Source organism: Nitrogeniibacter mangrovi (assembly GCF_010983895.1).
Lineage (GTDB): Bacteria > Pseudomonadota > Gammaproteobacteria > Burkholderiales > Rhodocyclaceae > Nitrogeniibacter > Nitrogeniibacter mangrovi.
The window spans coordinates 211,903-235,186 of sequence record NZ_CP048836.1; the positions used below are offsets into that span (position 1 = coordinate 211,903).

A 23,284-nucleotide genomic window follows, 5' to 3' on the forward strand; every position below is an offset into this window, starting at 1 on the left:
CAGCGGACGACCGGGGTCGTCGGCTGCCCATTCTAGCGCTAATGACGCTGTCTTACTTCAGACGGATCGGCACATAGATCCGGCCGTCGCCGCGCTGGATCAGCAGGGCGAAGCGGTCGCCCGCCTTCTTCAGGAGTCGGCGGAAGGTGGCGACGTCCTTCACCGCCGCGTTGTTGATGGCGAGGATCACGTCGCCACGCTGCAACCCGGCCTTGGCCGCCGGTCCCTGCGCCTGCTGGACCAGGAGCCCGCCGGGGACCTCGAGCTGGGCGGCTTCCTGCTCGGTGAGCGGGCGGGCGGTCAGGCCCAGCCGGCCGCCGGTGTCGCCGCCGCCGTGTTCGCGCGCGGAGAGGGGTTCTTCATCCATGGTGCCGAGCGTGGCCGAGACGATGCGCGACTTGCCGTCGCGCCAGATCTCCAGGGTGATGTCGGTGCCCGGGCGCATCTCGCCGATGATGCGCGGCAGGTCGGCCGAGTCGGCGACCGGGTTGCCGTTGACCCCGAGGATCACGTCACCGGCCTTGAGCTTGGCCTGGTCGGCGGCCGACCCCGGTTCGACGCTGGAGACCAGCGCGCCGCGCGCCGAGTCGAGCCCGAAGGAATCGGCCAGATCGTCGGTCACCCCCTGGATGGTCACGCCCAGGCGGCCGCGCCGGACGACGCCGAATTGCTGCAGCTGATCCTTGACCTTCATGGCGACGTCGATGGGTATGGCGAAAGATATACCCATGAAGCCGCCCGAGCGCGAATAGATCTGCGAGTTGATGCCGATCACTTCGCCGTTCATGTTGAACAGCGGGCCGCCCGAGTTGCCCGGGTTGATGGCCACGTCGGTCTGGATGAAGGGGACGTAGGTCTCGTCGGGCAGGCGCCGCGCCTTGGCCGAGATGATGCCGGCGGTGACGGTGTTCTCGAAGCCGAAGGGGGAGCCGACCGCCATCACCCATTCGCCGACGCGGGACTGGTCGGCGTCGCCGATCCTGACCGTGGGCAGCCCGCGGCCGTCGATCTTGAGCAGGGCGACATCGGTGCGTTTGTCCACCCCTTTGACCTTGGCCTTGAACTCGCGCTTGTCGGTGAGGCGGACCGTCACTTCGGTGGCGTCGTCCACCACGTGTGCGTTGGTGAGCACGTAGCCGTCGGCGCTGACGATGAAGCCCGAACCGACGCCACGGGCGATCTGCGGGGCGCCGCCCTGGCCACCCTGGCCGCCCGGCGCTCCGGGGATCGGCACGCCGAAGCGACGCAGAAAGTCCTCGAAGGGGTCGCCGGCACCGCCGAAGGGGCTCTCGATCTCCTGGACGACGCTGATATTCACCACCGCCGGCCCCACATGGGCGACCAGCTCGGCGAAGTCGGGCAGGTGGCGGGGGGACGGTGCCGTGGCGACCTGCGTGGGGCTGTCGGCGTGGGCCTCACTCACGGGGACTGCGCCGGGCCACCGTGCCGTGAGGGCCAGGCCGAGGGCGCCGGCGAGGGCAAGGGTGCGGGCGGTGCGACGAATCATGAGGTGTTCTCCAGTGTCGGGCAGGTGTGGCGGAGCGTTCCCGGGCGTGCTCCCCGTGCACCATGTCGGGGCGGACCAGACGGCTTTCAAGACGCGACAGGCGCCGTGCGCCTGCGATGGCGCAATGAAGGTCGCTGGCTACCCAGTCTTGCGATAGGCTGGAATAATTACAACACGGAAGACCATCGTGTGTCAGATGCGTTGCGCAAACGAGGTGTGAGATGACCCTGACCGACCTGAAATACATCGTCGCGCTGGCGCGCGAGCGCCACTTCGGCCGCGCCGCCGAGCACTGCCACGTGAGCCAGCCCACCTTGTCCGTGGCCATCAAGAAGGTCGAGGAACAGCTCGGGGTCATGCTGTTCGAACGTGGCACCAGCGACGTGAAGGTGACGGAACTGGGCGAGCGGATCGTCGAGCAGGCCCAGCGCGTGCTCGTCGAGGCCAGCCAGATCAAGGAGATCGCCCAGGCCGGCAAGGACCCGCTCGGCGGGGCGTTGCGGGTCGGCGCGATCTACACCATCGGCCCCTACCTGTTTCCGCGCCTGATTCCGAAGATCAAGGAAATGGCGCCGCGCATGCCCCTGATCATCGAGGAGAACTACACCGTCAATCTCGCCGAGTCGCTCAAGCGCGGCGACATCGATGTGGCCATCCTGGCGCTGCCCTTCGCCCAGCCCGGTATCGTCGCCCAGCCGATCTACGAGGAGCCGTTCCGCGTGCTGATGCCGGCGGGGCATCCGTGGTCGACACAGAAGACGGTGTCGTCGCACCAGCTCGCGGAGGATCAGCTCCTCCTGCTCGGGGCGGGCAACTGCTTCCGGGATCAGGTGCTCGAGGTGTGCCCGGAATGTGCCGGTGTCGGTGGCCTGCAGCGCACCTTGCAGGGCAGTTCGCTCGAAACCATCCGGCTCATGGTCGCCAGTGGCATCGGTGTCACCGTGTTGCCGAGCACGGCGGCCGACAGCATGCCGGATCAGAACGCGCTGCTCGCGGTGCGCCCCTTCGAGGCGCCGGATCCGACCCGCACCGTGGCGCTGGCCTGGCGCGTCACCTATCCACGCAGCGGCGCCATCGACGTGCTGCGCCGTGCCATCCTCGATTGCCGGCTGCCCGGCGTGCAGCCGGTGGAGGGGGCGATGCAGGGGGTGGCGGCATAGGCGGGATGCATCGCGTCCATCGCGAGCTTTGATTGGTCTCGCCAGGTGCAGGGGCTTAGTCTGATGACATCAGGCCATCAAGACGCAACCGGAGACGCATCATGGACATCGATATCGGCATCACCCGGAAGGACCGCAAGAAGATTACGGAGGGGCTGTCGCGCCTGCTCGCCGACAGCTACACCCTCTACCTCATGACCCACAACTTCCACTGGAACGTGACCGGGCCCATGTTCAACACCCTGCACCTGATGTTCGAGACGCAGTACACCGAGCTGGCGCTGGCGGTGGATCTAATCGCCGAGCGCATCCGTGCCCTGGGGGAGCCCGCGCCGGGCACCTACGGTGCCTTCGCATCGCTCACGCGCATCAAGGAGCCCGAGGGCGTGCCCGCCGCCGACGACATGATCCGCCTGCTGGTCAAGGGCCAGGAGGCGGTGGTGAAGACCGCACGCGAGCTCATGCCGGTGGTGGACAAGGCCGGTGACGAGCCCACGGCCGATCTGCTGACCCAGCGCATGCAGGTGCACGAGAAGACGGCGTGGATGCTGCGCAGTCTGTTGGCGGCGTAGGGCGGATAAGCGCAGCGCCATCTGCCGGTCCATGCTCGTGCCGGCGTGCGATGCTCACCACAACGACCGGCGGATGGCGTGGCTTCGTCGTCTATCCGCCCGACGCTCGTCGCGTAACGCTCAGAACCCGCTGCCCGGCTCCGCCAGATAGGTGCTTTCGGCCGCGGTGCTCTCGCGCCCGAGAATCACGTTGCGATGGGGAAAGCGGCCGAAGCGCGCGATCACCTCGCGGTGGCGGCGGGCGTAGTCGAGCATGCCGTCGCAGTCGGGGTGTTCGCGCGCCAGATCCTCGAACAGCGCCACCGCGCGGTCCTGGCACGCCAGGTCCTCGGCGTGTTCGAAGGGCATGAACACGAAGGCGCGTTCGACCGGGATCAAGGGCTGCAGTGCGCCCGAGTCGATCAGGCGGCAGGCGGCGTCGAGGGCGAGGGTGTCGCCGGCGAAGGCCTGCGGCGTGTTGCGGTGGATGTTGCGGGTGAACTGGTCGAGCAGCAGGATGCGCGCCAGGGCGCCGTGCGGGGTCGCCTCCCACTCGCGCAGCGCGCCGGCGACGGCGGCGTCGGTAAGGGCACCGAAGCGCGCGCGCAGGGTGCGGTCGGTGTCGGCGCGCTTGCGGAACCACAGCGTCCGCTGGCGGCCGTAGTCCGCCGAGCCGGGCGCCCCGAACCAGAAGTCCAGGATCGCCCGCGCCTCCGGCGGGACGACCCCGGTCATTCGGTCTTGCTCTTGGCCTTGGTCTTCGCGCCGGCGGCCTTTTTCGGTGCGCGCGGCTCGAATTCGAAGCCGACGCCGCCGTCGGGCTTGCGCACCAGGAAGGCCGAGAACTTGCGCTTGGTCTTGTTGGAGACGAAGCCGCGCAGCAGATCGGTCTTGCCCTCGGCGAGCAGCTTGTGCATCTGCTCGCGCTCGATGGGCTGCTGCAGGATGATCTTGCCGGAGCGGAAATCGCAGGACTTGTCCGGACCCACCGACTTCTCGCACACGTAGGCCATGCCGTGCTCGAAGACCCGCGCCTGGCACTTGGGACACTGGCCCAGCGGCTGCTGATCGGAAAAGTCCACCGGTTCGGCGTTCTCGGATTCGCGCGGCTGGCCGAAATCGAAGGTGGGCTGCTTGTCCTCGTTGAGCACGATCTCGGCGTTGAACAGCCGGCCCATCTTGTTGCGGAAACCCAGCAGCGGCCCGACCCGGCCCTCGCGCAGCAGGGTCTCGATCTCGTCGATCTCGAACTGGCGGCTGGCGACGATCTTCCAGGTGCTCCAGTCGCACGACTGGCAGGCGAACTTCTTGTAGTTCTCCTTCACCACGCCGCCGCATTTCGGGCACGGCGTGCCCAGGGTGACGAAATCGCCCGGCACCGTGTCCGATTCGTAGCGCTTGGCGCGATCAACCATCTCCTGGGCCATGCGCTCGATCTCGTCCATGAAGGCGTCGCGCGAGAGCGCGCCGCGTTCGATCTGCGAGAGCTTGTATTCCCACTCGCCGGTCAGCTCCGGCGAGGTGAGTTCAGACACCCCCAGCCCCTTGAGCAGGGTGATGAGGGAGAAGGCCTTGGCGGTCGGCACCAGCTCCTTGCCCTCGCGCAGCATGTACTGCTCGCCGATGAGGTTCTCGATGATCTGGGCGCGGGTGGCCGGGGTGCCGAGGCCGCGTTCGCCCATGGCGGCGCGCAATTCCTCGTCGTCCACCATCTTGCCGGCGCCTTCCATGGCGGAGAGCAGCGTCGCCTCGTTGTAGCGCGCCGGGGGGCGGGTCTGCTGGGCCCGCACCTCGAGTTCCCGGGTGCTGACCCGTTCGCCGTCGGCGACCGCCACCAGTTCGTCGTCGCCGCTCTTCTCGCGCCCGACCACGACCAGCCAGCCCGGCTTGACCAGGACCTTGCCCTCGGTCTTGAAGGCTTCGCCCTCGACCCGGGTGATGCGCGTGGTGACGCGGAACTCGGCGGCCGGGTAGAACACCGACAGGAAACGCCGGGTCACCAGGTCGTAGATCTTCTGTTCCGGTTCCGAGAGCTTCTTCGGCTCGGTGCCGGTGGGGATGATGGCGAAGTGATCCGAGATCTTGGCGTTGTTGAAGATCCGCTTGTTGGGCGTCACCCAGCCTTCGCGCTTGATCTCGTTGGCGAACTTGCTGTATTCGGCCGGCAGGTTGCCCATGACCTCTCTGACCGTGTCGACGTAGTCCTCGGGCAGGGCGCGGGCGTCGGTCCGCGGATAGGTGAGCACCTTGTGGCGCTCGTACAGCGCCTGGGCGACCTGCAGGGTGGCGCGGGCGGAGAAGCCGAAGCGGCCGTTGGCCTCGCGCTGCAGGCTGGTCAGATCGAACAGCAGGGGCGACTGCTGGGTGGACGGCTTGGAGGCTTCCTCCACCGTACCCGGCTTGCCGGCGCACTTGGCGCGGATCGCCTCGGCCTTGTCGGCGTCCCACAGGCGCTCGGCGCGGGCGTGTTCGTCGTCGTTCTTCTTGAAATTCTCGTCGAACCAGCGGCCGGGGTATTCGCCTTCCGCGCAGGCGAAGCTGGCGTGCAGCTCCCAGTAGTCGCGCGGCTTGAACTGGCGGATGCGGTTCTCGCGTTCGATGACGATGGCCAGGGTCGGGGTCTGCACCCGGCCTACGGTGGTCAGGTGGAAGCCGCCGGTCTTGGAATTGAAGGCGGTCATGGCGCGGGTGCCGTTGATGCCGATGAGCCAGTCGCTCTCGGCACGGCTGACGGCCGCCGCGGCCAGGCCGGCCACCTCGTCGGCGGTGCGCAGCTGCGCGAAGCCGTCGCGGATGGCCGCCGGCGTCATCGACTGCAGCCACAGACGCTGGACCGGCTTCTTCGTCTTCGAATGCTCGACGATGAAGTTGAAGATCAATTCGCCTTCACGCCCCGCATCGCAGGCGTTCACCAGGCTCTCGACGTCCTTGCGTTTGATCAGGCGGGTGAGCAGCTTGAGGCGGTCCTCGCTCTTCTTGATCGGCTGCAGCGCGAACCGCGACGGGATCACCGGCAGGTGGGCGAACGACCACTTGCCGCGTTTGACCTCTTCGTCGGGCGGCACGGCCAGCTCGAGCAGGTGACCGACGGCGGATGACAGCACGTAGTCGTCCGACTCGAAATAGTCCTTCTGACGGGTGAAGCCGCCGAGCGCACGGGCGATGTCCTGTGCGACCGAAGGTTTCTCCGCAATGATCAGTGTTTTGCTCATGTCGTGGCTGCGAGCCCGAAAAGGCCGGCGAGGTTCCCGAAAATCAGGTGGATGAGCGCGGCATGATAAGGAAGCCGCGGCGACGCTTGCAAGTTCCCGCCCGACGGCCGGAGGTGACGACCGGGCCCCAGGGCGCCGCTCACGGCGACCGAAAAACCTGCGCTTCCGGGCTGTTACGGCAGTGCGTTCGCCTACTGAAGGACGGGGGCGTCGTACGCTTCGTCTTCGGTCAGCAGTTCATCGACCAGCAACGAGTCCATCGGGCAGGCCTCGCGCCACAGCACCATGAGCACGATCACCTTGATGCGCCCCATGGACACGGGCTGGTCGGGCAGCGCCATGATGCGGTCGATGATCAGCTCGCGGGTGCGCGGGTCGAGCACGCCGGCACTCTCGAGAAAGGTGATGAAGCCGCACCCGTCCCGCCCGAGGGTGAGCATTTCCTCGGCGGCGTAGATGCGGAAGGTGTCGCTGCCCGGGGTGGCGGCGGGCGGGTAGGTACCCGCCACGTCGTTGAGGCCGGACAGCCACTCGAGCGCCTCGCTGATTTCCTCATCCTCGAAGCCCGCGGCCGACAGCCGTCTGACGAGTTGGTCGGGCTCCGGGCAGGCCTCGGCGTGAAGATAGTTTTCGAACAGATAAACGAGGACGTCGAACATGGTGGAGCCTGCCTTATGCCTGTCGCTGGAAGCGGCCGCCGGGCAGGCGGCTGACTCGCCCTTCCAGTTCCATGTCGAGCAGCATGGCGTAGAGCGTATCCGCCGTCAAGCCGGTACGCTCGGCCAGCGTGTCGAGGGTGACCGGGTCGAATCCAAGGGCGTCGAGCAGCGGTCCGTCGGCCGCCGAGGGTGCCGAATCGGCCGCTTCGGCAGGGCCCGCGCCGGGCTTGATCGAGGCAAATGCCTGTTCCTCGAGAATGTCCTGGGCCGTTTCCACGAGCTTGGCGCCCTCGCGGATGAGCTGGTGGCAGCCCTTCGACAGCGGCGAGTGGATGGAGCCGGGGATGGCGAACACTTCGCGCCCCTGTTCGACCGCCAGCCGGGCGGTGATCAGCGAGCCGCTGCCGGGCGCCGCCTCCACCACCAGGACGCCCCGGGCCAGCCCGGCGATGATCCGGTTGCGGCGGGGGAAGTTGTGCGCCGCCGCCGGGGTACCGAGCGGGAATTCGCTGACGATGGCGCCATGGGCGACGATCTGACGGGCCAGATCCCGGTGGCGCGCCGGATACACCCGGTCCACCCCCGTGCCGATGACCGCGACGGTGCGACCGCCACCGGCCATGGCGCCCCGATGGGCGGCGCCGTCGATACCCAGCGCCAGGCCGCTGACGATGCACAGGCCGTCGGCGGCCAGCGCGCGGGCAAAGGCCTCGGCGTTGTCCAGCCCCTGGGGCGTGGCGTTGCGCGAGCCCACCACCGCCAGCGCAGGCAGGTTGAGTGCCGCCGGGTCGCCCTTGACGTAGAGCAGGGTGGGCGGATCGGCGGTGTCGAGCAGGGCGCGCGGATAGGTGCCGTCGGCCAGGGTCAGGATGTGGTTGTCGTCTTCCGCCGCCCAGGCCAGGGCCGCGTCGATGGCGGCACCGGCGTCGTGGTCGCGCAGCGCATGGGCGAGCTTGTCGCCGACGACGCGGGCGAGGGCGCCATGACCGGCGTCGAAGACCTGACCGGGCAGGCCGAAGGTGGCGAGTAAACGACGCTGACGCTCACCCCCGATGCCGGGAATGAGCGTCAGCCGTAACCAGTGCTGCAGTGCGTCGGCGGTCACGCCCGGGTCAGGGCGTGCGGACCGTGTCGGCCACCTTCACCGGGGCGGTGGCATCCACCACCAGCCCGTAGGAGACACGATCGAAGACGCGGAACACGAAGACCAGCCCGTAGCGATGTTCGGGCAGGTTGAAGGTTTCCTTGTCGCCGGTCTCCTCGTCCTTGTATTCGACCTCGCCGCGGTAGCGGTACAGGGCGAGCACATGACCGACCTCGATGCCGTCACGCTGGCCGACGCCGAGGGTGATCACGCCCTGGCGGCCGGTTTCGCTGACGCCGCCGTAGATGCCGATGACCCGGCCTTCCACCTTCGATTCGGGGGCATGCGGCACATACGAGAGCAGGTCGGGGCGGTCGGCCGGCAGCATGCGCTCGCCGGTGCCGATCTCCTGCTTCGCCAGGGTGATCTCGAGGACGGCCGGATTGCCGTGCTGGGTCACGTTGGCGCTGCCCAGATGCACGGCCTCGTAGCCGAGCACCTCCTTGGTGACCGGATCCTCGAGCGGACGGGCCGGGCGGTAGATGTACCACTGGTCGATGCTCGGATCCACGTCCTTGGCGAAGACCGTGTCGCCCTGGCCGGTGAACAGCCGGTTCTCCTGGGTGGCGACGATGGTGGCCGAATGGGCGATGTTCTTCTCGTCCACCACCAGCGGCTGGGTCAGGAACGGGGCGATCTCATTCTGGGGAATGCTCGGGATCGCCTGATCCGCCGGTGAGGTGTAGATGGTCGGCTTGATGTCGCGGCCGACCCGGCGCCCCAAGCGCAGATAGGGGCCGCTGCGATCGAGGACGATGATCTGACCGGGGTAGATCAGATGCGGGTTGCGGATCTGGTCGCGGTTCATCTGCCACACTTCGGGCCAGCGCCAGGGCTGGCTCAGAAACTTGCCGGAGATGTCCCACAGGGTGTCGCCCTTCTTGACCACGTAACTGTCGGGCGCGTTGGCAGCCAGCTGTACCGGCTCGGCGGCCGAGACCGACTGCACGACGGCGGCGACGCCGATGAACAGAGAGAATATAATGCGGATCATCACTCGCTTCCGTGTTGATGCGGGCGGCATTTCCAACGCCCTGCCGGGAATCTGTCCGTCTAATGACGGTCATATTTCCCGGAAGTTGAGCGTCCCGATGACAAACGTGCATCATTGGGCATGGCAAATCACTTGAAATTCTGCACGTAATCCCATAACGCGGCAAGCATTTATGGCACTTCTCCCCATCCTTCGCTACCCCGACGAACGACTCCACACCAAGGCCCGGCCGGTGGCCGCGGTGGATGACCGCATCCGCACCCTGGTGGCCGACATGGCCGAGACCATGTACGAGGCACCGGGCATCGGCCTCGCCGCCACGCAGGTCGACGTGCACGAGCGGGTGGTCGTCATCGACGTGTCCGAGGAGCGCAACGAGCTGCGCGCCTTCATCAATCCGGAAATCCTCGAGCGTTCGGGCGAGACGGTGGGCGAGGAAGGCTGCCTGTCCGTGCCCGGCATCTACGACAAGGTCAAGCGCGCCGAACGGGTCAGGGTGCGGGCGCTCGACACCCAGGGCCAGCCCTTCGAACTGGAGGCCGACGGCCTGCTCGCGGTCTGCATCCAGCACGAGCTCGATCACCTCGAAGGCAAGGTTTTCGTCGAATACCTGTCCCTGCTCAAGCAGGGGCGCATCAAGAACAAGCTGGCCAAGCGCGCCCGCATCACCGCCTGAGTCGTCCCCATGAAGATCGCCTTCGCCGGCACGCCGGAGTTTGCCGCCGTGGCGCTGCGAGCGCTCATCGACGCCGGCCACGAGGTGGTGCTGGTGCTCACCCAGCCCGATCGCCGTTCGGGGCGCGGCATGAAGCTCACGCCCAGCCCGGTCAAGCAGGTGGCGCTCGCACACGGCATTGCCGTCGACCAGCCCGAGAAGCTGCGCACCGCCGAACAGCAGGCGGCGCTGCGCGCGGCGGCGCCCGAGGTGCTGGTGGTGGCGGCCTACGGGCTCATCCTGCCCCAGGCGGTGCTCGATCTGCCGCGCCACGGCTGCCTGAACATCCACGCCTCTCTGCTGCCGCGCTGGCGCGGCGCCGCGCCGATCCATCGCGCCATCGAGGCCGGGGATCGGGAGACGGGCATCACCATCATGCAGATGGATGCCGGGCTCGACACCGGCGCCATGCTGCTCGAACGCGCGGTGGCGATTCCGCCCGGGGCGACCACCGGCAGTCTCCATGACACCCTGGCGACCCTCGGCGGCGAGATGATCGTCGAAGCCCTCGAACGCCTGGCGCGCGGCGCCCTCGAGGCGACCCCGCAGCCGGAGGCGGGCGTCACCTACGCCCACAAGATCGACAAGGCCGAAGCCCGGCTCGACTGGCGCCGCGACGCGGTGGCACTGGAGCGCGCGGTGCGTGCCTTCAATCCCTTCCCCGGCGCGGTGGCCGAATTCGACGGGCTCGCCCTCAAGCTGTGGCAGGCCGAGGTGATCGAGGCCGACGGCGAGCCCGGTGCGGTGCTGGCGGCCGACGGCGATGCTCTGGTGATCGCCTGCGGTCGCGGGGCCCTGCGCGTCACCGTGGCGCAAAAGCCCGGCGGGCGGCGCCAGCCCGTCGGCGAGGTCCTCCAGGGCACCGGCATTGCGGCCGGCAATCGCGCCGCGCTGCCCGATTGAATCTTTTCCCCTGACCCCCATCTAAATGGGGCGCGGCATGATGGCCGCGCTTTTCTGGAGGAATGACGACAATGTTCGGAAACTGGATGAAGACCTCGATCCTGATGGCGGGTATCGTGGCCCTCTTCGGTGCCGTGGGCGCCGCCATCGGTGGCCAGCAGGGCATGGTGCTCGCGCTGCTGTTCGGTGGCGCCACCAATCTGTGGGCCTATTGGTTCTCGGACAAGATGGTGCTGCGCATGTACCGCGCCAAGCAGGTGGACGCGACCAGCTCGCCCTATCTGTACAACATCGTGCGCGACCTGGCGGGCCGCGCCGGCCTGCCCATGCCCAAGGTGTACATCATCGAGGAGCAGCAGCCCAACGCGTTCGCGACCGGGCGCAACCCCGAAAACGCCGCCGTGGCGGCCACCACGGGCATCATCCAGATGCTCAGCGAGCGCGAGCTGCGCGGCGTGATGGCGCACGAGCTGGCCCACGTGAAGCATCGCGACATCCTCATCTCGACGATTTCGGCGACGGTGGCCGGCGCGATTTCCATGCTCGCCCAGTTCGGCCTGTTCTTCGGCGGGCGTGACGACGACCGGCCCAACCCGATCGTCGCCATCGCCATGATGATCCTCGCGCCGCTGGCCGGCATGCTCATCCAGATGGCGATCTCGCGCACCCGCGAGTTCGGCGCCGATCGCGGCGGGGCCGAGATCTCCGGCGATCCGAACGCCCTTGCCGACGCGTTGACCAAGATCGACGCCTACGCCCGGGGCATCCCCATGCACACCGCGGAGGAGCATCCGGAGACGGCGCAGATGATGATCATGAACCCGCTGTCCGGGGGCGGCCTGCGTGGCCTGTTCTCGACCCACCCGAGCACCGAGGAGCGGGTGGCGCGACTGCGGGCCATGGCCTGATCGACGCCCCCATCGATGCGACGCGCGGCTTTTGGCCGCGCGTTTTTTTGTGCCGTCCCCTCGTGGTCTAATGATGTCCAGCGCACTGCCGGGGTCCCGAGCCGATGAATGATGCTGCACTGCCTGACGATGCGCCGCTCTCCCGTGGCCCCTGGGCCGACTATGCGGTGCTCGTGGTGGACGACGAGATGGGGTTGCGTCGCTTTCTGTCCCGGGCGCTGGGCGCTCGCGGCGTGCTCGTCGAAACCGCCGACTCCGCCGAGGCGGCAGCGGCCTTGCTGGCCGACGCGCACTTCGACGCGATCATTCTCGACATCGCCCTGCCGGGCAAGGCGGGGCTCGAGTGGCTGCGCGAGTTGCGCGCCGGCGCCTACGCCGGTGACGTGATCCTGATCACCGCTTTCGCCGACATGGACACCGCCATCGACGCCCTGCGCGCCGGAGCGGCGGACTTCATCCTCAAGCCCTTCCGCGTCGATCAGATTCTCAATTCCCTGCAACGCTGTTTCGAGCGTGCCCGTCTGGCACGCGAAAACTACGTGTTGCGCCGGGAAGTGGCGGATCTGTCGGGTGAAGTGGGCCTGGTGGGGACGTCCCAGGCCATGCGCCAGCTCTACAGTCTCATCAAGCGGGTCGCGCCCACGCCCACGACGGTACTGATCCAGGGGGAGTCGGGCGTCGGCAAGGAGCTGGCCGCACGGGCCCTGCACAGCATGAGCGCGCGCGCGGCACGCTCCTTCGTGCCCGTCAATTGCGCGGCGGTCTCCCCCGAGCTGATCGAGAGCGAACTGTTCGGGCACGTCAAGGGAGCCTTCACCGGCGCCTCGGAATCGCGCAGTGGCCTGTTCGTCTATGCCAATGGCGGCACGCTCTTTCTCGACGAGATCGGCGAGTTGCCGCTGGCCTTGCAGACCAAGCTGCTGCGGGCACTGGAGGAGCAACGGGTGCGGCCGGTCGGTTCCACCAAGGAGGTGCCGGTGGATGTGCGTGTCATCGCTGCCACCAACCGCGATCTGCGCGCCGAGGTCGACGCCGGCCGCTTCCGCCAGGACCTGTTCTACCGCCTCGAGGTACTCACCCTCACCATTCCGCCGCTGCGCGAGCGTCCGGAGGACATCGCCCCGCTGGCGGAACAGTTCAACCAGCAGCTGGCGACCCGGATCGGTCTGCCGCCGCTGGACATCGTCCCCGAGGTGGCCGCGCGGCTGGTCGGCTACGCCTGGCCGGGCAACGCGCGCGAGCTGCGCAACTTCATCGAGCGGGCGCTGATTCTCGGTCACTTCCCGGTGGACGCCGACAGCCAGCAGGGGGGCAACGGCAAGGCGCTGCCGCTCACCCTCGCGGAGGTCGAGCAGCGCCATATCCTGGCGGTGCTGCGTCAGTGCGAGGGCAACAAGACGCGCGCGGCCGAATTGCTGGGCGTCTCCCGCAAGACCCTCGAGCGCAAGTGCGCCGAGTGGGGCGTGACGGTGCCCTGAGGCGGCATGTTCCGGCGTATGCTCGCTCCGCTGCGGCGTTCGGTCCGGGCCCAGATGCTGGCGCTGGTGCTGGCGCCGCTGCTCGTGGGGGTGCCGGTGCTGCTGGTGCTGGTGTGGACCTGGGGCAACGAAGCCTACCAGCGCCTGTTGATATCGAAGGTGCGCGCGGACCTGATCATCGCCCACGAGTACTTCGACCGGGTCAAGGTGGGGGTCGGGCGCGACCTGCAGGGTCTGGCCGATTCCGCTCGCCTGGCGCGGGCCTATCCGGGAGATGACGAGGCGCGGCTGCGCGAGCTGCTCATGGCCGCACTGAAGCGCTCCAACGTCGATTTCCTGCAGATCCTCGATGCCTCCGGGCGGCCGGTGGCTGCCGCGCGCGGTGCGCCGACGGCCTTGCCCGACCGCACCCGGTGGCCGGCCGTGGCGGCGGCACTGGCGGGGCACGAAAGTACCCACATCGAGGTGTTCGGTGCGCAGGAACTGGCCGCCATCGATCCGGCGCTGGCGGTGCGGGCGCATACGCCCCTGGTGCCCACACCGGCGGCGCGGCCCGATGATCGAGTCAGCGAGGATCGTGGCCTGATGATCCACGCCGCCGCACCCATCCACGATCTCGACGGGCGCGTCATCGGCGTGCTCGAAGGAGGCGTGCTGCTCAACGGCAACCTGGCGATGGTCGACCGCATCAATGCCATCGTCTATCGCGAAGGCTCCCTGCCCCTGGGGAGTCAGGGCACCGCTACCCTGTTTCTCGGCGACACGCGGGTGGCCACCAACGTCAAGCTGTTCGAAGACCGGCGCGCGCTCGGCACCCGGGTCTCTGCGGTCGTGTACGACTACGTCATCGGTCAGGGCAAGGTGTGGCACGACACCGCGTTCGTGGTGAACGACTTCTACGTGTCCGGCTACGAGCCGTTCATCGACGGGTCGGGCCGCCGGGTCGGCATGCTTTACGTGGGCTTTCTCGAAGCGCCGCTGCGCACCGCCAAGCAGATGGCGATGGGGGTGCTGTTCGGCCTGTTCGTGGTCATCTCCTTGATCGGGAGCATCGTGTCGTTGCGGTGGGCCCGGGCGATCTTCAAGCCGGTCGAGCGCATGAACCGCGTCATCGCCCAGATCGAGCAGGGCGATGCGGCGGCCCGCATCGGCGAACTGGAGCGCGAGGACGAACTGGGCCGGGTGGCGCGCGAATTCGACCACCTGCTCGACTCGCTGGCCAGCAAGCGCGAGCAACTGGAGCAATGGGCGGACGAGCTCGACCACAAGGTGGCCGCGCGCACCGCCGAGCTGGCCGAGGCCAACGACACCCTGCGCCGGGCGCAACAACAGCTCGTCATGAGCGAAAAACTGGCGGCGGTGGGCGAACTCACGGCCGGCGTGGCCCACGAGATCAACAATCCGGTCGCGGTCATCCAGGGCAATCTGGATGTGCTCACCGACATTCTCGGCCCGCAGGCCGATCCGGTCCGCGAAGAGATTCGCCTGATTCACCAGCAGGTGGACCGCATCCGCCAGATCGTCACCAAGCTGCTGCAGTTCGCCCGGCCGGGTGAGTTCGCCGGCTATGCCGAGTCGGTGGATGTGCCGGCGGTGATCGCCGATTGCCTGGTGCTGGCGCGGCACACCCTCGAGAAACGCGGCGTGACCGTGGCGCAGCGGCATTCGGCCACCGGGAGCGTCGAAATCAACCGCAGCGAACTGCAGCAGGTGCTCATCAACCTCATCGTCAACGCGGTCCAGGCCATGGCCGATGGCGGCACGCTCACGCTCACCAGCGAGGACTGGATGGATGGCGAGAACCCGGTCGGGGTGCGCATCGGCGTCAGCGACACCGGCCCCGGCATCGCCGAGGACGACCTCGACCGGATCTTCGACGCCTTCTTCACCACCAAGAAAGGCAGCGGCACCGGCCTCGGCCTGTCGATCAGCCAGACGCTCGTGCAGCGCTACGGTGGCCGCATCACGGCCAACAGCGCCCCGGGCGAGGGGTCGGTCTTTCACGTCTGGCTGCTGCGTGAGGCCGACTTCGCCGAAGGCCCGACGGCGCCCGGATTCCGCTCCCGCTGGCACTTTGACGGGCACTGAGACATTTTGTCCCGTCGCGCCTGCAGGGTGCGACAAAAAGTCCCGCGCGGGCGATGGCCGGCCGGCGCAAACCCCTTGTTCCTGAAAGGTTTTTCTCCCTGGCACGAAAGCCGCTAAGGCTTGCATGACGAAGCGCGCCTCAAGTCGCGTGTCCGTGTGCCAAGCGTTGTTCACCGACGTGAATAACGCCACGAGGAGACAAGTTTGGATTCCAGCAACAGTCGGTCGGGCGGGGCCGGAGGGGTGGCCTTGTGCCGTTGTCAGGGGCGGATCGAGGACGGCGCCATCGAGCGCGCGCGCGCCGCGCTCGATGCGGATGTCGACATCGTCGATCTTGCCTGTCGCGCTTCCACCCCACTGGCGGCCGACGCCGTGGGCTGCATGCGCGAGGCGCCGCTGCTCGGCGAACGGGCCGCGTCCGATGCGCCGCTGCGTTTCTTCCCCGCCAGAGAGTACGCCGCCGGCGGCGTGAAGGCCGCGCCGCGGCTGGCGGCGCTGGTGGCCATGGCGCAGTTGCCCGAGCCCCCGCCGGTCGATGCGGTGTCCTATGACAGCCAGGGGCGGGTGGCCGTGCTCGGGGCCGGCCCGGAGGCCATGGCCTGGGCGCAGCGCCTGCAGGGCAAGGCCGACGCACGGCTGCAGGTGACCGTCTTCGCCGAAGACGAATCGCCGCTCGAGGCGAGTTCGCCGCGCCAGGTGCCGGTGCATCGGGCGCGCCAGGTGAGCGTGTCGGGCTGGCTGGGCGCGTTCCGGGTGGCCTGGACGCCCGCCAACGCCGTCGATGCGTCCACCTGCACCGGTTGCGGCGCCTGCATCACCGCCTGCAGTTCCGATGCGATCGTGCGCGATGGCGTGTCCGCCTACGTGGACGCCGCGCGATGCAACGACAAGCGCCGCTGCATCGAGGTGTGCGAGGCCGGCGCGATCGATTTCTCGTTCGCGCCGCGAACGGCCACCTTCGACCTGGTGCTCGACCTGGCGGAGGTGCCGCGCCTGACGATGCCGCACCCGCCCCAGGGCTACTTCGCGCCGGGCGGCGATGTGCTCAAGTGCGCCGAGGCCGCGCTCGAGATGACCGAACTGGTGGGCGAGTTCGAGAAGCCGCGCTTCTTCGACTACCAGGCCAGCCTGTGCGCCCATGCGCGCAACCGCATCGAGGGGTGTTCGCGCTGCATCGACACCTGTTCGACCTCGGCGATCGAGGCCGACGGCGACGGTGTGCGTGTGGCGCCCTACCTGTGCATGGGCTGCGGCGCCTGCGCGAGCGTGTGTCCCACCGGCGCCATGCGTTACAACTATCCCGCCGTGCCCGAGGTGGGCGCGCGCCTTCGCGCCGCCTTGCAGGCCTGGCAGGCGGTGGACCGGACGGCGCCGACCGTGGTCCTGCACGGGGCCGCCCAGGCGCGGACGCTGCAGGTGGCCGCCGAGACCGACCCCCTGCCGGACGATGTGCTGCCGCTGGCCGTGCATGACGGCGCCAGCATCGGCCCGGATCTGATCCTGTATGCCCTGTGCGCCGGCGCTGCGCGGGTGGTGGTGTGGCAGTCGGACGAGGCGCCGGCCACCTATCTGGCCTCGGCGCAGCGGGCGGCGGGGTTCGCCACGGCAGTGCTCCAGGGGCTCGGGCTGGACACGGACGGCGCGCGTGCGCGGGCGGTGTCGGGGGATGTCGACACCCTGTGGGCCGCCCTGGCCGGGCCGGTGCCCGCCGCGCTTGGCGAGGCGGCGCGCTTCCACCCGCAGAAGGACAAGCGCACGACGCTGGAGATGTGTTTCGAGCATCTGGTGAAGCTTGCGGGCGCGACGCCGCCGGCACCGTTGCCCCTGCCGTCGGGGAGCCCGTACGGCACGGTCGAGATCGACGGCGACCGATGCACCCTGTGCAAGTCCTGTGTCGGCGCCTGCCCGAGCAAGGCGCTCACCGAGACGCCCGAGGCCCTGCAGCTGCGCTTCCGCGAGGCCAGCTGCGTGCAGTGCGGCCTGTGCGTGGCGACCTGTCCGGAAGACGCCCTGAGCCTGACCGCCCGTCTGAACCTGTCGCCCGAGGCGCGCCAGCCCACGGTCCTCCACGAGGATCCGCCGTGCACCTGCGTGCGCTGCGGCCAGCCGTTCGGCTCCAGCGCCGCGGTCGGGCGCATTGCCGAGCGGCTGGCCGGCAACCCGCACTTCGCGTCCCCCGAGCAGCGCCGCCGTCTGCAGATGTGCGGCGATTGCCGGGTGGTGGACATGATGTCCCCGGCCGCCGGCCGTTCCGAACTGTCCGTGCTGGACCACTGACCATGATGAACGCACTCGACTCCATCGACGATCTGACCGCCGCGCCGGGCGCGCCGGCGCCCGAGGATGCCGACCGGGCCGGCTTCTACGGCCTGATTGCCTATCTGATGGCGCAGGCGCCCGATGCCGGCACGCTCGGCGCGCTGGGCGCGGCCCCCGCGCTCGACGCCGACCCCGGGCTCGACGAGGCGGTGGCGCTGGCGACCGCCTGGCAGGGCCTGCAGCAGGTGGCGCGCGAGATGTCGGCCGACGCCGTGGCGCTCGAATGGGCCGCGCTGTTCACCGGCACCGGACGGCCCGAGGTGCTGCCCTACGCCTCCGTCGTCCTCACCGGCTTCCTGATGGAAAAACCCCTGGCCGAGCTGCGTGACGACCTGGCCGCGCTGGGGCTGGCGCGCCAGGCGGGCAACGGCGAGCCGGAAGACCACCTCGCCAGCGTGTGCGAAGTCATGCGCCTGCTCATCGAGCGCGGTGACTGGGACGCGCAGCAGCGCTTCTACCGCCGCCATCTGCAGCCGTGGGTCGCGCCGTGCTGCCGCACGCTGTCCGCCAACCCGCTGGCGCGGTTCTACGCCGCGCTGGCCGATTTCGCCCAGGCCTTCTTCATGCTCGAGGCGCGGGCGCTGGGGTATGAGCAATGAGAGACAAGAAGACACGGCCCGAGGGCCGGACAGGAGAGAAGACCATGAATGACGAGATGCGGACCAAACGGCCGGCCAGCTTCGGTCGGCGCAGCTTCCTGTTCGCGGCGGCGGGCACCGGCGCGGCCGGTCTGGCCGCCGTCAGCGGTGCGGCCCGGGCCGCCACCCCCGAGGAGGCGGCCAAGGCCGAGCCCGAGGGCGAGGGCAAAGGCTATCGCGTGACCGGCCATGTGGCGCGCTACTACCGTTCGACGCGGCTCTGAGGAGGACCATCATGCTTGTCAAGAAATCCAGCAAGAGCAACGCTGCGTCGACGGCGCTGCGTGATGCCCTGGCGGGCGGTGGCGCGCCCCGACGTCTCGACCGGCGCAGCTTCCTGAAGCGGTCCGGCTTCGCCGCCGGCGTGGGCGCGGTCGGCGCCAGCCTGCCGCTGACCATGGTCCGGCAGGCCGATGCGGCCAAGGCCGCCGGTGACGGCGCGGTCGAGGTCAAGCGCACGGTATGCACCCACTGTTCGGTCGGCTGTGCCATCGACGCCGAGGTGAAGAACGGCGTGTGGGTGGGCCAGGAGCCGGTGTTCGACAGCCCGATCAACCTCGGCGCCCATTGCGCCAAGGGCGCCTCGGTGCGCGAACACGGCCATGGCGAGCACCGCCTGCGCACGCCGATGAAGCTCTCCGGCGGCAAGTGGGTCGCCGTGAAGTGGGAGGAGGCCATCGACGAGATCGGCGACAAGCTCCTCGCCATCCGCGAGAAGTACGGCCCCGACGCGACCCACTGGATCGGTTCGTCCAAGCACTCGAACGAGCAGTCCTACCTGTTCTGCAAGTTCGTGCGCATGTTCGGCACCAACAACACCGACCACCAGGCGCGCATCTGCCACTCCACCACCGTGGCGGGCGTGGCGAACACCTGGGGGTACGGGGCGATGACCAACTCGTACAACGACATGCAGCACGCCAAGGCGATCTTCTTCATCGGCTCCAACGCCGCCGAGGCGCATCCGGTGTCGATGCTGCACATCCTCCATGCCAAGGAGGGCGGCGCCAAGGTGATCGTGGCCGATCCGCGCTACACCCGGACCGCGGCCAAGGCGGACCATTACGTGCGCCTGCGCTCGGGCTCGGACATCCCGCTGCTGTACGGGGTGATCCGCACGATCTTCGAGAACGGCTGGGAAGACAAGAAGTACATCGCCGACCGGGTCTATGGCATGGACCAGATCCGCGAGGAGGCCATGCAGTGGACGCCGGACAAGGTGGAGGACGCCACCGGGGTGCCGGATGCGCAGATCCGCCTCATCGCCGAGACCATGGCCAAGAACCGGCCGTCCACGGTGGTGTGGTGCATGGGCCAGACCCAGCACACCATCGGCAACGCCATCACCCGCATGATGTGCGACCTGCAGCTGGTGCTGGGCAACGTGGGCATCATGGGCGGGGGCACCAACATCTTCCGCGGCCATGACAACGTGCAGGGCGCCACCGACATCGGCCCCAACCCCAACTCCCTGCCGGGCTACTACGGCCTGGCGGCCGGCTCGTGGAAGCACTGGTGCCGCGTCTGGGGCGTGGACTACGACTGGATGAAAGGCCGCTTCGCCAGCGAGGAGATGATGCAGAAGCCGGGCATCACCGTGTCGCGCTGGATCGACGGGGTCACCGAGAACACCGAGCTCATGGATCAGCCGGCCAACATCAAGGCGCAGATCTTCTGGGGCATGGCCCCCAACTCCCAGAGCCGCGGCAAGGACATGCTCGAGGCCATGAAGGCGCTGGAGCTGCTGGTGGTGGTCGATCCCTATCCGTCGGCCACCGCGTCGATGGCGGCCAAGGTGCGTCAGGACGGCGTCTATCTGCTGCCGGCGGCGACCCAGTTCGAGACCTACGGATCGGTGACCGCGTCCAACCGCTCGCTGCAGTGGCGCGAGAAGGTGATCGAGCCGCTGTTCGAGTCCAAGCCCGATCACACCATCATGTACGCGTTCGCGAAGAAGTTCGGCTTCGCGGATCAGTTCTGCAAGAACATCAAGCTCAACAAGGACGCCAAGGGCTGGATGGAGCCCGACGTGGAAGACATCCTGCGCGAGGTCAACCGCGGCACCTGGACCATCGGCTACAGCGGCCAGTCGCCCGAGCGCCTGAAGCTGCAGATGCAGCACCTCTCCACCTTCAATCCGGCCACGCTGCGGGCCGAGGGCGGCCCCTGCGACGGCGAGTACTTCGGCTTGCCGTGGCCGTGCTGGGGCAACCCCGAGCTCAAGCATCCCGGCTCGCCCAACCTCTACGACACCACCCGCCACGTGATGGACGGGGGCGGCAACTTCCGCGCCCGCTTCGGCGTGGAGCACGACGGGGTGTCGCTGCTGGCCGGCGAGGGCTCGTCCTCCAAGGGGGCGGACCTGAACTTCGGCTATCCGGAGTTCACCGACGTGCTGCTCAAGAAGCTGGGCTGGTGGGACGAGCTCACCGATGCCGAGAAGACCGAAGCCGAGGGCAAGAACTGGAAGACCGACCTGTCCGGCGGCATCATCCGCGTGGTCATGAAGAACCACGGCTGCATGCCCTACGGCAACGCCCGCGCGCGGGCGGTGGTGTGGAACTTCCCCGACCCGGTGCCCAAGCACCGCGAGCCGCTGTTCTCCACCCGCCCGGATCTGGTGGACAAGTACCCGACCCACGACGACAAGGCCAAGTTCTGGCGCCTGCCGACCCTGTACAAGACGGTGCAGGAGAAGTACCGCGACGTGGGCAAGGATTTCCCGCTGATCATGACCTCCGGCCGCCTGGTCGAGTACGAGGGCGGCGGCGAGGAGACCCGCTCCAACCCGTGGCTGGCCGAGCTGCAGCAGGACATGTTCGTGGAGATCAATCCGCGCGCGGCGGCCGATCGCGGCATCGTGGACAAGGACTGGGTGTGGGTGAGCTCGCCCACCGGCGCGCAGATCAAGGTGCGTGCGCTGGTCACCGAGCGGGTCGGTGCCGACACGGTGTTCCTGCCCTTCCACTTCTCCGGCCGCTGGATGGGCGAGGACATGCTCAAGTACTACCCGAAAGGCGCGGCGCCCATCGTGCGCGGTGAAGCGGTCAATACCGCCACCACCTACGGCTACGACGTGGTGACCATGATGCAGGAAACCAAGAGCACGGTCTGCCAGATCGCCAAAGCCTGAGCATCGAGGAGGAAACAACCATGGCAAGAATGAAATTCCTGTGCGATGCCGAGCGATGCATCGAGTGCAATGGCTGCGTGACGGCCTGCAAGAACGAGAACGACGTGCCCTGGGGCATCCAGCGCCGTCGTGTGGTGACCATCAACGACGGGGTCGAAGGCGAGGAGAAATCCCTGTCGGTGGCCTGCATGCACTGCTCCGACGCGCCGTGCATGGCGGTGTGCCCGGTGGACTGCTTCTACCGCACCGAGGATGGCGTGGTGCTCCATGACAAGGACGCCTGCATCGGCTGCGGCTACTGCTTCTACGCCTGTCCGTTCGGTGCGCCGCAGTTCCCCCAGGAAGGGGCGTTCGGCCAGCGCGGCAAGATGGACAAATGCACCTTCTGCGCCGGCGGGCCGGAGCCCGACGGCTCCGAGGCCGAATACAAGAAGTACGGCGGCAATCGCCTGGCCGAAGGCAAGCTGCCCCTGTGCGCCGAGATGTGCTCCACCAAGGCGCTGCTCGGCGGCGACGGTCAGACCATTTCCGAAATCTTCCGTGAGCGCGTGGTGCGGCGAGGCGGTTCCGGTGCCGAGCTCATCGGCTGGGACACCGCCTACGGCAAGGGAGGGCAGTCATGAACGCGATCAAGTGGATGGGGGCCGTGCTGGCCCTGGCCGTGCTGACGGCCTGCTCGGAGCAGCCGCAGGTGGTCGAGTACAAGGCCGGCACCTACTCGGGCAAGCCCGACACCCGGCCCTACGACTCGGCCATGTACCAGGGCGACAAGGCCACGTACGAGAGCGACATGCGGGCCCGGACCCACAAGCAGACCGAGATCGGTCGCATGGCGAAGTGAGGAGGTGGCCATGAACGGACGCATCTTCATGACGCTCAGGGCGATGCTGCTCGCCTGCGCCCTCGGGCTGGGGCTGGCCACGGTGCCGGCGCTGGCCGAGCAGAGCGGGCAGGCGGCGGCCACCGAGCGCCACAACAATGTCGAGGTCTTTCGCGAGATCCGTCGCGGCGAAAACCAGTCCATCACCTTCCAGGCACCGGCCGACCGCCGCCTGATCCAGTCGGAGGGCGAGACCTGGCGCCAGTGGCGCAACGGGCCGATCACCTTCTACGGCGGCTGGGCTCTGGCGCTCATGTTCGTGGCGCTGGTGCTGTTCTATGCCATTCGCGGCAAGATCAAGCTCGAGGAGGCACCCACCGGGCGCAAGATCGCCCGCTTCAGCCTGGTCGAACGCACCGCCCACTGGAGCGTCGCGATCTGTTTCGTGATCCTCGGGCTCACCGGGCTGACCCTGCTGTTCGGCAAACACCTGGTGGTGCCGCTGATCGGCTACAGCGCGTTCTCGTGGCTGGCGGTCATCGCCAAGAACCTGCACAACTTCATCGGCCCGCTGTTCTTCGTCTCCATCGTCCTGTTCGCCCTCATGTTCGTGCGCGACAACGTGTGGCAGCCGATCGATGCCCTGTGGATCCGCAAGGCCGGCGGCCTGCTCTCCGGCGAGCATGTGCCCTCGTGGCGCTTCAACTTCGGCGAGAAGACCTGGTTCTGGCTCGGGGTGGTGTTCCTCGGCCTGCTGGTGAGCATCACCGGGCTGGTCATGGACTTCCCCGGCAACGGCCAGACCCGCCAGAACATGCAGCTGGCGCACATCCTCCACGCCTCCGGCGCGCTGCTCTTCCTCACCCTGTCGCTGGCCCACATCTACATCGGCACGGTGGGCATGGAAGGCGCCCTCGAAGGCATGAAGACCGGCTACGTGGACGAGACCTGGGCGAAGGAGCACCACGAATACTGGTACCGGGAGGCCAAGGGCAAGGCGCCGTCGGCCCAGGGCGGTATTGCCCAGGGCAGCGCGTCACCCGCCCGATGACGGC

The 23,284-nt window shown here is 68.3% G+C and carries 20 protein-coding genes; 14 read left to right on the plus strand and 6 right to left on the minus strand.

Annotated elements, in window-relative coordinates:
* Positions 1 to 52: 52 nt before the first annotated feature.
* Positions 53 to 1,507 carry a DegQ family serine endoprotease gene (locus tag G3580_RS00885; RefSeq protein ID WP_173763472.1) on the minus strand — a complete coding sequence of 485 codons (1,455 nt, stop codon included), beginning with the start codon at positions 1,505 to 1,507 and terminating at the stop codon, positions 53 to 55.
* Positions 1,508 to 1,728: 221 nt separating this feature from the next.
* Here G3580_RS00885 and G3580_RS00890 point away from each other — a divergent pair, with 221 nt between their 5' ends.
* Entirely contained in the window at positions 1,729 to 2,667 is a 939-nt protein-coding gene (locus G3580_RS00890) for a hydrogen peroxide-inducible genes activator (protein ID WP_173763473.1), read from the plus strand.
* A gap of 101 nt (positions 2,668 to 2,768) precedes the next feature.
* Positions 2,769 to 3,239 carry a Dps family protein gene (locus G3580_RS00895; protein ID WP_173763474.1) on the plus strand — a complete coding sequence of 157 codons (471 nt, stop codon included), beginning with the start codon at positions 2,769 to 2,771 and terminating at the stop codon, positions 3,237 to 3,239.
* Positions 3,240 to 3,359: 120 nt separating this feature from the next.
* Here G3580_RS00895 and G3580_RS00900 read toward each other — a convergent pair whose 3' ends face one another.
* The 5 genes from G3580_RS00900 to G3580_RS00920 form a co-directional block, all read right to left on the minus strand.
* Positions 3,360 to 3,953 carry a DUF924 family protein gene (locus tag G3580_RS00900; protein WP_173763475.1) on the minus strand — a complete coding sequence of 198 codons (594 nt, stop codon included), beginning with the start codon at positions 3,951 to 3,953 and terminating at the stop codon, positions 3,360 to 3,362.
* Positions 3,950 to 6,430, minus strand: a complete 2,481-nt coding sequence (locus G3580_RS00905) for a DNA topoisomerase III (protein WP_173763476.1) — start codon at positions 6,428 to 6,430, stop codon at positions 3,950 to 3,952. The genes G3580_RS00900 and G3580_RS00905 overlap by 4 nt, the downstream gene beginning before the upstream one ends.
* Positions 6,431 to 6,621: 191 nt before the next feature.
* Positions 6,622 to 7,089 carry a DUF494 family protein gene (locus tag G3580_RS00910; protein WP_173763477.1) on the minus strand — a complete coding sequence of 156 codons (468 nt, stop codon included), beginning with the start codon at positions 7,087 to 7,089 and terminating at the stop codon, positions 6,622 to 6,624.
* A 13-nt stretch (positions 7,090 to 7,102) separates the two neighbouring features.
* Positions 7,103 to 8,194 (minus strand): DNA-processing protein DprA, encoded by a 1,092-nt coding sequence (gene dprA / locus G3580_RS00915; protein WP_173763478.1) that lies wholly within the window; start codon positions 8,192 to 8,194, stop codon positions 7,103 to 7,105.
* 7 nt (positions 8,195 to 8,201) lie between these two features.
* The gene (locus G3580_RS00920) at positions 8,202 to 9,227 is read right to left on the minus strand and encodes a LysM peptidoglycan-binding domain-containing protein (protein WP_173763479.1); all 1,026 of its coding nucleotides are present in this window, start codon (positions 9,225 to 9,227) and stop codon (positions 8,202 to 8,204) included.
* 172 nt (positions 9,228 to 9,399) lie between these two features.
* On the opposite strand from G3580_RS00920, the gene def reads away from it, so the two are divergent.
* The 12 genes from def to G3580_RS00980 all read left to right on the plus strand — a co-directional run bounded on the left by def (position 9,400) and on the right by G3580_RS00980 (position 23,280).
* Positions 9,400 to 9,903 carry a peptide deformylase gene (def, locus tag G3580_RS00925; RefSeq protein WP_173763480.1) on the plus strand — a complete coding sequence of 168 codons (504 nt, stop codon included), beginning with the start codon at positions 9,400 to 9,402 and terminating at the stop codon, positions 9,901 to 9,903.
* A 9-nt stretch (positions 9,904 to 9,912) separates the two neighbouring features.
* Positions 9,913 to 10,845 (plus strand): methionyl-tRNA formyltransferase, encoded by a 933-nt coding sequence (gene fmt, locus G3580_RS00930; RefSeq protein WP_173763481.1) that lies wholly within the window; start codon positions 9,913 to 9,915, stop codon positions 10,843 to 10,845.
* A gap of 71 nt (positions 10,846 to 10,916) precedes the next feature.
* Positions 10,917 to 11,753 carry a zinc metalloprotease HtpX gene (gene htpX / locus G3580_RS00935; RefSeq protein ID WP_173763482.1) on the plus strand — a complete coding sequence of 279 codons (837 nt, stop codon included), beginning with the start codon at positions 10,917 to 10,919 and terminating at the stop codon, positions 11,751 to 11,753.
* A gap of 104 nt (positions 11,754 to 11,857) precedes the next feature.
* The gene (locus G3580_RS00940) at positions 11,858 to 13,231 is read left to right on the plus strand and encodes a sigma-54-dependent transcriptional regulator (protein WP_173763483.1); all 1,374 of its coding nucleotides are present in this window, start codon (positions 11,858 to 11,860) and stop codon (positions 13,229 to 13,231) included.
* A gap of 6 nt (positions 13,232 to 13,237) precedes the next feature.
* On the plus strand, positions 13,238 to 15,319 hold the full coding sequence (locus G3580_RS00945; RefSeq protein ID WP_173763484.1) for an ATP-binding protein: 2,082 nt from the start codon (positions 13,238 to 13,240) through the stop codon (positions 15,317 to 15,319).
* Positions 15,320 to 15,568: 249 nt separating this feature from the next.
* Positions 15,569 to 17,596, plus strand: a complete 2,028-nt coding sequence (locus tag G3580_RS00950) for a 4Fe-4S binding protein (protein ID WP_173763485.1) — start codon at positions 15,569 to 15,571, stop codon at positions 17,594 to 17,596.
* 2 nt (positions 17,597 to 17,598) lie between these two features.
* Positions 17,599 to 18,237 (plus strand): TorD/DmsD family molecular chaperone, encoded by a 639-nt coding sequence (locus G3580_RS00955; protein ID WP_217424571.1) that lies wholly within the window; start codon positions 17,599 to 17,601, stop codon positions 18,235 to 18,237.
* A gap of 44 nt (positions 18,238 to 18,281) precedes the next feature.
* The gene (locus tag G3580_RS00960) at positions 18,282 to 18,500 is read left to right on the plus strand and encodes a formate dehydrogenase (protein ID WP_173763486.1); all 219 of its coding nucleotides are present in this window, start codon (positions 18,282 to 18,284) and stop codon (positions 18,498 to 18,500) included.
* An 11-nt stretch (positions 18,501 to 18,511) separates the two neighbouring features.
* On the plus strand, positions 18,512 to 21,409 hold the full coding sequence (locus G3580_RS00965) for a formate dehydrogenase subunit alpha (protein ID WP_173763487.1): 2,898 nt from the start codon (positions 18,512 to 18,514) through the stop codon (positions 21,407 to 21,409).
* 20 nt (positions 21,410 to 21,429) lie between these two features.
* Positions 21,430 to 22,032 (plus strand): formate dehydrogenase FDH3 subunit beta, encoded by a 603-nt coding sequence (fdh3B, locus tag G3580_RS00970; protein ID WP_173763488.1) that lies wholly within the window; start codon positions 21,430 to 21,432, stop codon positions 22,030 to 22,032.
* Positions 22,029 to 22,250 carry a hypothetical protein gene (locus G3580_RS00975; protein WP_173763489.1) on the plus strand — a complete coding sequence of 74 codons (222 nt, stop codon included), beginning with the start codon at positions 22,029 to 22,031 and terminating at the stop codon, positions 22,248 to 22,250. The genes fdh3B and G3580_RS00975 overlap by 4 nt, the downstream gene beginning before the upstream one ends.
* Before the next feature lie 10 nt (positions 22,251 to 22,260).
* Complete coding sequence (locus G3580_RS00980; protein ID WP_173763490.1) at positions 22,261 to 23,280, plus strand: formate dehydrogenase subunit gamma; 1,020 nt, start codon at positions 22,261 to 22,263, stop codon at positions 23,278 to 23,280.
* Positions 23,281 to 23,284 lie beyond the last annotated feature (4 nt).